The organism is Brytella acorum, from assembly GCF_029309905.1.
Taxonomy (GTDB): Bacteria; Pseudomonadota; Alphaproteobacteria; order Acetobacterales; family Acetobacteraceae; genus Brytella; species Brytella acorum.
The window spans coordinates 49,416-62,950 of the sequence record NZ_JARBJP010000010.1 but is presented as its reverse complement, the minus strand read 5'-3'; the positions used below and the strand labels follow the sequence as shown (position 1 = coordinate 62,950).

The window sequence follows — 13,535 nt, the reverse complement described above, 5'->3', positions numbered from 1 at the left end:
AGAGATACCTTCCTTCAACGATGGTATCCTGTGAATCACAATTTAACGCCTATGGGCACCCCCATGAGTCACATCCAAAACAATTTAGTATTACACGACGTTCCAGAGAGGCCCCAATAACTACGGATCAACCATTCCCATTGCGGGCGGTTATCTTGGCACCCAACAATACGGCACTCTGGATGGGTATGAAGGACAGTCCGGAAACGTAACTGTCGAGAGCGTACATCCCTGGAGACAGAACTCCAGTGGCTTTACGACCAACCTCGACTGGAAGAAAAAATACAATACACTCTCGCTATTTTATTGGTATTCGTACGGAAACCATACAGAATACCAGCATCAATACGCTCTATCTCCGTCTGGAGACTGGAGTTATGGTCAGAAATATCTGACGGTAAATGGGGTGCCCATTACAGGCTATCAGGAGAACACAATTCAGCAAGTCAATGCCATCGGTCTGGATGACAAGCTTAGTCTGTTAGGAAACAAGCTTTTTATAGACGCGGGCTTCAAGGTCTCCATGGCTTCCGTTAGCGCCACGCAAAATCTTCCAGGAGCCGATCCATACAAAGCAGGTAAGAATTACTTCGAACCAACCCCTCAACTTCTTGCCAGCTATAGTATAACCAAGGCTGATCAGGTCTACATGAATGCGACGACGTCCTATAGACTACCGTCAGGATGGAGCCAGTATATTCCACAGTTTTCAATGACATCGCCGACACCTGCAAGCACGCCGGCAAAAAATCTTGGGGCAGAATACTTTATTGGAGAGGAAGTCGGTTTTCGGCATAACGGCCCCGTCAATGTTTCTGCCGCGTGGTTTCATTACAATCTGACCAACCATCAGATTGGCAGTTCATCCTACCTGCCAGGAACAAGTGTACTGATCAGCACGCAGCTTTCAGCAGGTGGTGAAGAAGCCTGGGGATTTCAGGGTGAAGTCGGTACCCGACCATGGCATCATATCAGCGCCTATGCCTCCGGCCAGTTTCTCAAGACCCGCATTGGCAATAATGTTGATGCCGGGACGGATTATCTTCCAACGACAGGCAAGCAGGAACCGGGTGCCCCAAAATGGAGTGGTGCTATTGGCCTGACATATGATGACGGACTTTATTTCGGAAATTTCAACCTGCGTTATCAGGGATCGCAATACTCAACCCTGATGAACGATCAGAAAATTCCTGGCTATGTGACGGCAGATCTGAACCTTGGTCGGAGCCTGCCGTCTTTCAATACAGGCATTCATCCGAAAATCATGCTTAATCTCGTTAATATGGGCGGCGTAAATTACCTGTCATCCATCAGTGGGTTTGGATTTACGGCTGTGAAGCAGAAAGGTATTTTTGGAAACACAGTAAGTGCGTCGACACCAAATTACGTAGTCGGCTCGGCATTTACAGCCGTTGTCACACTTGGAGCCGACTTCTAGAGTATTTTTCGCTCAAACCGGTTCGCTAAAAATACTCTAGTTGTTTGTTTTTGCGAGCATCTTCACCCGTTCAAATGATTTCATTTGAACGGGATCTGCTCTAATTCCGTCCGTGCCGGGCCGATTTGACGGCGGAACATTAAAGAACGTAACTACTGGCCGATATGTGGAGTGAGAATGGACGTCGATTCCGATTCTCGCCCTGTGGAAGGCACGGGCCGATGACGGCAGCTGCGAAACGACCGGCTGACTATTCGACCCAGTAGTTGAGACAAACTGCGCCGATCCGCAAGCCGCCAACCGGATGGAAGGCGCGCATTCGGGCATCATGGACCTCCGAATTTTGAGAGATCGGCATCGTAACTTCAACGAAGAGCCCCGATGTCCCCTACCATAAACGGGTTTCACGAGAGTTCATGGGGAGGCAGATTTCAAGGTGTTCGAAGACACGATTTCTCCCGTGTCGGGCGCCAGAAAAAGTGGCGACAACCGGGGCGGCGCGATAAAATCGAACATATCCGCGAAGCTCGCCGCGGAAGCGTCAAACGAACCTTTCCCAAGGCGCTTCCCACCGAGCCAGTTATCCTCGATGAAGCGTGCAATCGAACTCTGCGCGGTCAATGTGTGGCCGATGTAATTCTGGCGTGCCCAGGGCGAGATCAGAACCAGCGGAACGCGAGTTCCGGGACCGCAGCGACCGTTGACAGGCTTGCCCGCAATCCCCTCCGGAGCAGGAACACTTCCACATTTTCCGGGTCCATCCAGCTGATCGGCTTTCGGATCGAAGGAACCATGTTGGGGGAGGACGAAGGCATGATCATACCAACCGTCTGAATCGTCATAGGCGATCAGGATCGCGGTATCTTTCCATTCCGGGCGACTTTGCAGGAAATTGACCAGACGAACGATGCCTGCCTGCTCGTCCAGGGGGTCGGAATAGCCCGCATGGGCATCCTGATAGGCGGGAAGCTTGAGGAACGAAACGGCGGGCATATGACCGGCCCGCACGACCGCATAGAAATCCTCGAGATCATATTCGTGATTGGCAGGATCGCGTGTTTTTCCATCCGCAGTCATCGTGTGGCCGATGGCGTCCATCGACGACGGACGCTCATGCGTCAGATTGGCCGTGCTTGGATAATACTGAAACCAGTTATGGTGGGGAATATAATCCACGACGGTCTGGGCCACGACGTCCGAATAGACGCTGCGCGCGCAACCCGTGGTACCGTTCGCGTTGCGCGTGGCGAGATTGAATCCCCCCATGAAGCCCCCCCACGTCACATGAGCCTCATTCAGGAGATCCCCGATATTGGGGCCCGACATCCAGACCTGCTTTGCTGGCGCCGAGCAGACGTCTCCGGCCGGATCGATATCGTTGATCATCGTCAGCCCGCCCTGACCGTCGGGGATATAGCTCGTGCTGGTGTGACCGGAAGGGGACGGGGCTGTCTCCTTGACGCGCAGCCCATTCGTCTGGCCGGAGACCGCTTCCAGCGCGCCCGGCGTCGAGGGACCGTATGTGTCGGTATAGGCGGCGTCACTCATCGCGAAACGCTGTGCATAGCGCCATAACGCCGTGACGGTATTGCCGTCGAAATAGCCCATAACCTGGCCACGCGTCGTAAATGCCCCCACTCCGCCCGGCGATCCGTGACCCGTATAGCGCGGAAAGAGATCCGCACGTCCATGATCATAGGCCAGTTGCTCGGGCGTATAAGCATGGTTCTGATCCGCCGTGCTCGCCTGGGTTCGGTCCAGACGATACGGAAGGGCCGCATCCTTGCCGTTCGCCGACCCGGCGTTCGGGTTTTCATGGAGCAGATGCGCCGATGCGAGCGTATCGGCGCGGGGTGTCCCCGCCGCGGCCTGAAAAGCCGGTTCTCCATTCGGGTTGGCCGCCACCGGATAGGTTGCGAAGTAATGGTCGAACGAGACGTTCTCATCATACAGAACGACGAGATGTTTGATCGGCGTCGCCGGATGGACTTCCTCCTCGGCCTGGATCGACGGGCTGGCGCACAAGGTTCCGACAACCACCAGACGCACAACGCGCTTCCAGTGAATGCCGCGTCCTGCCATCCTGTCTGTACCAAAGCGCATCTCGTTCCCCATTCTCAGTCGATACCAGACAGAATATTCAACCCATTCCCCTTACGGCAACCCAACGGACCCGCAAGAATGCCAAAGCCGCCGCCGAAGAAGCACTGTCCCGCTATTTCGGCCCAGACTCGATCCGGCACCGCCGGGCGCCTGTTTTCGGTGAAACGGACGTCCCGACCCTGATATGCGCGCAATCAATATCCACCCCTCGCTGTCTTGCTCGACGGTCACCAGCGACATGAAATTTTCATGACGCCCAAAACATTCGCCATCCCGGCGCTGGCTTTGGGGGCGGCCCTCCTTTGCCATCATTTCGGTTTGAGGTTTCTGCGCGATTCCGATCAGGCCAACGCCCTGTTCGAAGCCATGGACATGGTCTCGGGCAATCCTCTCCTTCGCGGGTGGGTCACGCCGCCGGATAATTTCTGGCTCATCGATCTGCCAGGCCTGGGACTGCTGAGCCGCTTCACGTCCGACATGCGCGCGCCTCTCTATATTCTACCCGCAATCTGGTGGGGCGGAATCGTGTGGGCGGCATGCCTTCTGGTCGAAGCCCGGCATACGATGGCGCGACACGGTGACTGGCGGAAATTCCTGCCCGTCATCCTGTTTCTCGGTCTCCCGCCGCTTTATGAGCCTGGCCCCATCGGCTTTCTGACCTACACACCCTATCATGTCGGTACCCTCTTCTTCACCCTGATCGGCCTGCTGACGGTCGAGCGGTGTCTGCGTCCGGGAAGCCACCTCGCGGCAGGCATTTCTCTCGGTTTCATCGTCGGTATCCTCGAAATCAGCGATGCGTTCGCAACCTGCTGTTTCATCGTGCCGACCCTCGTCACCAGCCTGTGGATGGCCCGGCGCGGAATCGAGCGCCGCGCCGCCCTCCGGATTGCCGCCATTCTCGCAGCCAGCTTTGGTCTGGTGGCCCTCGCGCGGCTCGTGCTCTCGCTGGCAGGCGGCTTTCATGCCAGCCATCTTACGATTCACTTCATGTCGACGCGGCAGATGCACGATCATCTGCATTTCTCTCGTCTCTCGCTCGGCGATCTTTTCGGCGTAAGCCTCGACGATAAAAAATTCTTTGGTCCCGCACCCGGCAAAGCAGCGGAAGCCCTGCTGCGCCTGGCTGCTCTTTTTCCCGTCCTGCTCTGGCTTCCATGGCAGACGATACGCCTCCTCCCTCAGGCGTTCCGCAGGACGACCCCGACGCCTTTTGATCCCGTCACCGCCATTCTCATCCTGGGCACGGCATGCGCGGGCGGTGCGGCCATCTTTCTAGACTTCTATATCGCCGGGGAGGACATCATCCGCTATTTCCTGCCCATACTGATCTACGGAACAATCGCGTTTGCCCGTTCCGGCCCGACAGTGGGGATGGCGTGGCTCTTCGTCCCCGCCATCGCATGGACGCTTGCGATCTTCGCGCAGACATGGTCGCCGCGTCCGGATACAGACCGCTTGATCGACCCTTATCACGTCGCGCATCAGATGGATGTCGAGCCGCTCCTGGCACTTCTGGACGCGGAAGGACTGACGCAGGGCTATGGAAATTACTGGTATGCGTCGCTCACGACTCTCGCAAGTCAGGGACATACGACGATACGCACCGTTACGTCCGATTCACATAACACTGATGGGTTCTGCGCTCTTAGCCCCCTGGCATGGCTCAGCCAACGCTCCTGGTATCGTCCGGAAGCCTTGGCCGATAAAGCCAGAATCTTTATTCTCGCCGACCTGACCCGGCCCTTTTTCAACAGCGGACTCGATCAGAGTGCAATCATCGCCAGCCTTGGGCCGCCGGAAAGGATCATTCCATTCCCCCATCCACCGTCAGGGAACCTCATGGCGATCGACGTCTATCCGCGTGAAACTCTCCTCGCCTGTCAGACACTGTTCGACTGGCCGGATCCCTGAGCGCCGCTAAAGATCAAACGCATCGGAACATCCCATCGAGCCGCTTTGACCATGGACCATCAGACGCGCCGCGCGATGTCTCATCGAAGGCGGGAGCAACACATCAATACACTATAAAAAAATAATCTCACGTTTTTTACATGATTTCTTGCATTCCCCGGGTGGCAGTGCCTTAACGAAATCCTGAAACAGGAGACGCGACCTTGAACAGCAAAGATATCGATTTCGAGCGGATCAAGGCGCGCGGCAGGGCCTTCTGGGACACGCCCCTCGAACTCACGGGGGCGGCCTGTATTTCCGTCGTGCTCGCAGGGCTGCTGCCCTATGCGCGCCGCAATGTCGAGACGGATGTGAGTTTTCTGCAAAGCTTCGGCTTCAGCGGCTTCGCGGTTGTCGGCTTCATCCTGTATCTGACCATCGCCGCCTATGTCACATCCTTCCTGAGCCGCAAGCGGGCCTCGTTCAACGTGCCACGCCAGTATTGCGACATGGCAAGTTTCTGGCTGACCCTGTTCTCGCTCATCAAGACTTATGTCTATCTTCAGTCTTACAGCGCCCAGTCTTTCTCTTTTCTGTTTCTTTCATCCACATCGCGCACATACTTCTCTCCCACTATTGGCGTCCTCTTCCTGCTGCTGGCACCGCTCTTCCTGTGGCGCGCGCGCAAACTCGAAAAGACACGGACACCAGACGCACAATCCGACCTCGACCGGATTACGACGGATGACGAACACCTGTGACGGATCGGGGTCACAGGTCACATTTCCACAATCAGTTCATACAACCTTCGATATTTCCATGGACCCGACTCATGCAACGGATGTTACATCGTCCGCGTCCATGCCGCTGATCCGCAGGGGCCGACACATGCTGTTCAAGGTCCGACATGCTGCGCATCCGTGTTTTTACGCTCCCCCTGACGGCTTTGCTTTCTGCATCCGTCAGCCACGCCGCTCCCGCGCCCACCGGACTTTCAAACGCTCCACCGCTGAAATTTGAACATGTCTCTCTCGACGCCACGGGAGAGAGCCCCGAGATCTGCCTGCATTTCAATCAGCAACTGGACCCGCACGAGGCGGCGTCACTCGCGGGATTCGTCCATGTCATGCCCCAGAGCCATCCGGCGCCCCGGGCCGAAGGCAAGATGTTCTGCCTCGGCGGGCTTGCCTTCGGACGACAATACCAGGTGCAGATCGATCCAGGCTTCTCCTCGGCCAACGGCAATCATCTGACGTCTTCCGTCACGCTGGCGGCGCGTTTCGGCAGCCGCGACGCACACATCGCCCTGACGGGAGACGGGTTCATCCTCCCCGGACGCGCCGCGCCGGGCGTGGCCGTCGAGAGCGTCAACGTGGAAACCGCGCGCATCCATGTTTTCCGTGTCAGCCCCCATGAGCAGTTGCCCGCCCCGGCGGGGGTGGAAAGCCAGGACATCAATCTCAGCCAGACGACGCTCAACCCCTGGTCGTTCCGGCATCTTCTCGACACGAGCATGCGGGAAATCTGGCGCGGCACGATGTCGATCGACGGCGCACCGAACAAGACGACAACGACAAGCTTTCCGCTGTCGAACGTGATCGAGCGCGGAAAGCCCGGCCTGTATCTCGTCACGGTCGAAAACGCATCGCTTCCACCGGAAAAAAGCCCCGTCGAGACGGCGCTGCCTCCCAGGCGCGCCGCGAACGGCAACGACATGTCCGATATCGAGCAAGATCAGGATATCGCCGCGCACTGGGTCAACATGAGCGACCTGGGCATGACGATGCTGCGGGGAGAGGATGGACTGACGGTCGCCATCCGCTCGCTGGCGGACGGCACGCCGATGGCGGGCGTCAATCTGTCTCTCCGCGCGCGCGACGGGAGCGTCCTCGGGACGATCACGACCGACACCCAGGGGCTGGGACATTTCGACGCCCCGCTCCTGCGCGGCAGAATGGCCGATCATCCCTCGGTCCTGCTCGCGACTCACGGCGACGATTTCGGCTTTCTGCGTCTCGACAGGCCATGGTTCGACTTTTCGGAGCGCCATGCGGAGGGCGCCGACATCCCGGCTTCTCCGGGCGACAGTCGCGCCCTTGTCCAGCTCGATCGCGGCATCTACCGGCCCGGTGAAACCCTGCGCGCCCTCGTTCTGATGCGCGACCGGGCCGGAAAGGCCCTGGACGACAGCCACCCGATCCTCGTCCTGCACCGACCCGACGGGATGGAAGAGCGGCGCGTTCCGCTTTCCGGCGGCCAGACCGGCGGTTACGCGCTCTCCCTGCCGCTGAACGCTTCCGCGCCGTCGGGCCTGTGGCGCGCCGACATCCTGCTCGACCCCACACTGCCAGCCATCGGATCGACGCATTTCAACGTGCAGGACTTTGTCCCGCCGGTGATCGCCGCCAGTTTCACACCCCCGGCCTTTGCGACCGTGGGTCAGGCTGTCACGATCGACGCCACGGTCCGCTTTCTTTACGGAGCGCCGGGCGCCGGTCTGAAGAGCGACAGTTCCTACAGCGTCACGCCTGCGGCCGATCCGGTCCCGGGCTACAAAAGCTGGTCTTTCGGTTTTGAAAATGAGGACATGAAATCGGCGGAAGGCGAGATCGATGCAGCCCCCGCCGATCCTCAAGGACGCGCCCGCCTGTCTTTCACGCCGGATATCCCGCGCGGCATGACGAAGCCGCTTGAGGTCGATGTGCGCGCCGGTTTTCTGGACCCGACGGGCCGACGCGTCGGCGAGCGTCTGACCATTCCCGTCCGCCGGACCACGCCGCTGATCGGCCTGCACGTCGCCGCGGATAACATCGGCGGCTCGGGGAGCGCGGCCATTCCGGTCGATCTCGCGAGCTTCGATCCGGACAACCGCCCCCTGCCGCTCGGAAAGATCCACTGGACCCTCTCAAGGATCAACCGGATCTACAACTGGTCACATAGCGACGACAATGGCTGGACATTCTCCAGCCACACCGTGGACGTCCCGATGCAGGCCGGTGATCTCGCGACCGACGCGCGTGGCAAGGCCCGCATCGCTCCCACGCTGGACTGGGGCGAATACCGTCTGTCCGCCAGCACCCCGAGCGGCGAGACCGGCTCGTCGCTGCGTTTTCACGTCGGGTGGGGTCTCAACTCGGACGCCAACACGCCGGACCGGCTGCCGCTCACCGTGCGTGACGCACGGATCGCACCCGATGGAAGCACCGTCCTTCACATCGGCGGCGGCTTCGCGGGACAGGCCCAGGTCACGCTCGCCACGGATCGCGTGCTCGGCACCCAGAGTCTCGACGTCCCGAAAGAGGGTCTCGACGTGCCGGTGACCGCCGCGCCGAACTGGCATTCGGGCGTGTACGCCCTGGTCACGCTCTATCGTCCGCTGAAAGGCCCCGCGGCTTCGGGCCTGCGTCCCCATGATCCGGTACGGGCGGTCGGCGTCGCATGGATCGGCGTGGATCAGAGCGCCCATCAGCTTGCGGTTGCCCTCGATCCCCCGAAATCGGTCGTTCCCCGTCGACGCGTCACCATTCCGATTTCCGTGCATGGCGCTCACGACGCTCCGGCCGACCATGTGCGGGTCGCGGTCGCCGCCGTGGATCAGGGCATTCTCAGCCTGACGCATTTCACGCCTCTGGACATGTTCGACGCCGTGTTCGGTCGCCAGCGCCTCGGGCTGGACATGGTCGATAATTATGGGTCCCTGCTGCTGACCGATGCGAAAGCCGGACGTATCCGCTCAGGCGGAGACGGCGCATCGAAAGGCGCGGACGCGGACGGGCCGCCCGTGCGAACGACGCAAAGCGTCGCCCTTTTCGACGGTCCGGTGACGCTCGATGCCTCCGGCCATGGCAGCGTCTCGTTCGATCTGCCGGATTTCGACGGCCAGCTTCACCTCATGGCATCCGCCTGGAGCGAAAACGCGCTGGGCAATGCCCAGGCCGACATCACGTCGCGTGACCCCGTTTTCCCCGATCTCGGCCTGCCGCGTTTCCTGGCCCCCGGCGATACGTCGCAGGCGCTGGTCTCCATCGTCAATGTCGATGGCCCCGCCGCCCGCTACGTCGTTCAGCTTTCCACGGACGGGCCGCTCCAGATCCCGGCGTCATCCAGCACCATCGAAGCCGAGGTCAAACGTGGCGCGCGGGCGGATATGCGTGTTCCCCTGATCGCCAGCCCGACGATGCCGGGCCGAACGGCCATCGCCCATATCCATCTGACGTTGCGACGCGCGGGCCAGTCCGCGCCCCTGCTGACCCGAAGCTGGCCGATCGGCATCCGTCTGGCCCATGTCCCGGTAACGGTCACGCAATCCGCGTGGCTGCCGCCCGCCGCGCAGCAAAGGATCGACGCCAAGGTCCTGACGGGCTTCGACCCGAACGATACGCAGGTCACGCTCGGCCTTTCCGCGTCGGGCGGGCTTGATACCGTCGCGCTGCTTCAATCCCTCCAGTCGAGCCTGTGGGGAAGCTCGGACGATCTCGCCGCCCAGGCCCGCGCGCTCCTGCAGGTGAACGATCCGACGCTTCTGGGACCGGAGGAAACGAAAGCCAGCCTGAACAGGACCGTCACATCAGCCATCGAGACGCTGCTCGACCGGCAGAACCCGTCCGGCGAAATCGGGCAATGGGACCGTTCCGATGGGCGCAGCCTCCCCCAAAGCCTGGATTACATCGCCGATTTCCTCGTGCGGGCCAAAGCGGCCGGCTATGCCGTGCCCAAGGACCGTCTCGACCTGCTCCTCGATCATATCGAGACGGCGCAGATCCAGGGTTCTCCGGAAGAAGAGGACGACGGGAACGGGGCCGGGGACGGCGGTTCTTCGAGCCTCAACACACGGGCCTACGCCACCTATGTCCTGGCGCGCGCCGGACGTCTGCATCCCGATGTCATTCATAATCTGGCCGCCGCGTTGGTCACCCGCAAGGACCAGGGTCGCACACGGGTTCTCTGGGCGGGCAACGCCGAGACCAATGCGCAGGCGCAACCGCTCGCGCTCGGGCACATCGCCGTGTCCCTGACTCTGGACGACGCGCCGGACGACGGAAGCCCGTCTTCTCCGGGCGCGCTGTTCGATGCCGCAATCGCAGCGCTCGGCCCGGCGCGCGTCGGGCCGCCACCTCTATGGGACGGGAATTACTGGGCTTATGTCCGCGATCTCGGCGGTCTGGCCGCCCTCGCGGCGGAAGCCCATGACGATCGGCGCACGCGCCTTCTGATCGAGCGCTTCGGCAAACTCACACTCGCGCCCGATGATCTGATGAACACGACGAAAACGGCGCTGCTCGAAGCCGCCAGCGCCATGAACGCCGACACCGAAGGCCGCAGCGTCCGCATTCAGGGCCGCCCCAACGCGACCCCGCTCCGGCTTCCCCTGACGGACCGCCTGACGCCCGCGGCTCTGGAGAAAGGCGTCACGATCGAAAATACCGGCCGCAAAGCACTGTTCCGCACCGTGACGCTGCATGGCGAGCCCGATGGAAATGCCCAGCCGGTCGCGCATGGTCTGACGCTCGAAATGCACGCCTATACGCTGACTGGCGCGCCGTTCGACCTAGCCCGTATGAAACAGAATGACCGTTTCATCATCAGTCTCAATGGCACGGCCCTCAGGCCGGGGCGTTATCAGGTCGCGGTCACCGATCTCCTGCCCGCCGGATGGGAGATCGAACGGATCGTCGCGCCTTTCGAGGGACGCACGGACGACAATCTCCGCGATGACGACGAAAACGATAAAACCCAGCCGCCTTACGCCTTCCTCGGAGAGCTGACCCGCCCCGACCATACTGCCGCCCAGGATGACCGCTTCACGGCCGTTCTGAATTTCAGCACGGAAAATCCGACGCTCGCCGCTCGCGGTTTTCGCGTCGCCTATATCGCACGCGCCATAACACCGGGACATTTCGCCCTGCCGGAAGCCGTGGTCAGCGGCCGTCGGCGCCCGAGCCTGATGGCGCGCACCGCATCGGGCGTCGTCGAAATCGCGCCACATTGATCCTCGTTACCGGGTCTCGCCTTGCCAGACGCCGCCTCTTTCTGGGCGGCGGCCTCATGATGATGGGGGTCACGGCCCTCGGCCTGCTGCTTCTGGATCGGCTGGCCCCTCCGGATCTGCACCGCGCCCGGGACGCGGCACTGCTCGTGGAAGCCTCCGACCACAGCCTGCTGGACGCCCATACGAGCCGCGACGGCATGTGGCGGCTGCCACTCAAGGCGGCCAATGTCGATCCGGGCTATCTCGCCCTGCTCATGAAAACCGAGGATCATCGCTTCGAACACCATCCCGGCGTAGATCCCCAGGCACTCGGACGCGCGTTATGGCAGATCGCACGGCGCGGCCATGTCGTATCCGGCGGCTCGACCCTGGCCATGCAGGTCGCGCGCCTGCTGACGCCCCATCCACACACATGGACGGGAAAAATCCGCGATATCTTCCGCGCGCTGCAACTCGAATGGCGTTACGGCCGCAGCGGCGTGCTGGACCTCTATCTGACCCTCGCCCCCGAAGGCCGCAACATCGAAGGCATCCGCGCGGCATCGCTGCTCTATTTCGGACATGAGCCCGACCATCTCTCGACAGCCGAGGCCGCCATTCTCGTTACGCTCCCGCGACGTCCCTCCGCCTTCCGGCCCGACCGCCATCCGCAGGCCCTGCGCGCCGCCGCGCGCCGCACGCTGGCCAGGGCGGCGCTCCCGACGCCGGATATCCTCCAGGCCCCGGCAGCGCCGGAAATCGCGCATCTCGCGCCCGAACTGCTCGGCCATTTCCTCACCGTCCATCGCGACGGCGTTATTCTCACGACGCTGGATAGCGGCCTGCAACGCCGCGTGAGAGACGCGCTCACCGCGTCCCCCGCGCCATTGCGCGGAACATTCGCAGCCCTCGTCGTCAATGAGAAACGCCAGATCGTCGTGTGGATCGGAGGGGCCGAACATGACGGGCCGGGCCATGCCATCGATGGCGTTCTGGCGTCCCGCTCACCCGGCTCGACCCTCAAGCCCTTCATTTACGGCATGGCGTTCGAAAAAGGCTGGATGACGCCCCGGACCCGCATCCGTGACGTCCGCCTCTCCATCGGCGGCTATGCGCCGCTCGATTTCGACCGCGCCTTCAGGGGCGAGACGACGGTCAGCGAGGCTCTGCAACTCTCGCTCAACGTTCCCGCCATTCAGGCTCTTCGCAAAGTCGGCCCGAAAGCGTTCATGGAACGCCTCGCCGCGAACGGCGCGACGCTCTCGCTCCCGAAAGCGCGCAACGGCGAGAAAAGCGCGCCCAGCCTCGCCATCGCGCTGGGCGGGGTCGATCTGTCGCTCCACGACCTGACCATGCTCTACACAGCCCTCGATCATCAGGGCCGCACGGCGCCCCTGCAGATCGAAGCGCAACCCGCGACCGCCGAAACCATGCTCCTGACGCCGCGCGCCGCCGCGGATATCCGCGCCATCCTGCGCGGCACGGCGCCGCCCGAAGGCGTTTCCGGCTGGAACCGCGTCGCTTTCAAGACGGGTACCTCCTACGGCAACCGCGACGGATGGGCGATGGCCTCGACCCCGCAATGGACGGTCGGGATCTGGGCCGGTCGGCCGGATGGCACCGCCTCGCCCGGCCTCACCGGGCGCGATACCGCAGGGCCCGTCCTGGCCGAGGTTCTCGCCCTGCTTTCCCCTCCCGAAAGCCCAGCGCTCCAGGACGAACAGGAGCGCCATCGCGCGCTCGCGACCCTGTCACCCGCGCTTCGGAAACTCTCCCCGGACGACACGCCACAGATCATTTTTCCCCGTGACCATGCGGAAATCGAAAGCCGCTCTTCCGACGGGACCATGCTTCCTGTAGGACTGGAGGCCTCGGGTGGTCATCCGCCCTATCGCTGGTTCGTCAATGGCATGGCGCTGGACGTGCCGCCCGGCGCCCAGCCTGCCTGGACGCCCGACGCGCCGGGATTTGCCCATCTCGCGCTCGCCGATGCCAGCGGCGCACACATGGCCGTTGAAATCCGCGTGCGCTGATCGCACCCATTGGACGAACGCCAGCAGGATACGCAACCGATCCCGGGCTGTCCTGTTTTCATCCCAAGGTCGTGCCTTGCCGCCCGGATCTTCGGCAGGA

General features: G+C 61.6%; 6 protein-coding genes. 5 read left to right on the top strand and 1 reads right to left on the bottom strand.

Features of this window, described 5'->3' with window-relative positions:
• Nucleotides 1–133: 133 nt before the first annotated feature.
• Nucleotides 134–1,438 (top strand): TonB-dependent receptor domain-containing protein, encoded by a 1,305-nt coding sequence (locus PWM43_RS13140; protein WP_394356084.1) that lies wholly within the window; start codon nt 134–136, stop codon nt 1,436–1,438.
• 414 nt (nt 1,439–1,852) lie between these two features.
• On the opposite strand, the gene PWM43_RS13135 is transcribed toward PWM43_RS13140, so the two are convergent.
• Complete coding sequence (locus tag PWM43_RS13135; protein ID WP_394356083.1) at nt 1,853–3,520, bottom strand: phospholipase C; 1,668 nt, start codon at nt 3,518–3,520, stop codon at nt 1,853–1,855.
• A 270-nt stretch (nt 3,521–3,790) separates the two neighbouring features.
• Here PWM43_RS13135 and PWM43_RS13130 point away from each other — a divergent pair, with 270 nt between their 5' ends.
• From PWM43_RS13130 to pbpC, 4 genes are all read left to right on the top strand, one after another.
• On the top strand, nt 3,791–5,455 hold the full coding sequence (locus PWM43_RS13130) for a hypothetical protein (protein ID WP_289842974.1): 1,665 nt from the start codon (nt 3,791–3,793) through the stop codon (nt 5,453–5,455).
• Between the two features lie 203 nt (nt 5,456–5,658).
• Entirely contained in the window at nt 5,659–6,195 is a 537-nt protein-coding gene (locus tag PWM43_RS13125; protein ID WP_289842973.1) for a hypothetical protein, read from the top strand.
• A gap of 146 nt (nt 6,196–6,341) precedes the next feature.
• The gene (locus PWM43_RS13120) at nt 6,342–11,423 is read left to right on the top strand and encodes an alpha-2-macroglobulin family protein (RefSeq protein WP_289842972.1); all 5,082 of its coding nucleotides are present in this window, start codon (nt 6,342–6,344) and stop codon (nt 11,421–11,423) included.
• A complete protein-coding gene (gene pbpC / locus PWM43_RS13115; RefSeq protein ID WP_289842971.1) occupies nt 11,420–13,435 on the top strand; it encodes a penicillin-binding protein 1C in 2,016 nt (671 codons plus the stop codon). Before PWM43_RS13120 ends, pbpC begins: the two co-directional genes overlap by 4 nt.
• The last annotated feature ends 100 nt before the right edge of the window (nt 13,436–13,535 follow it).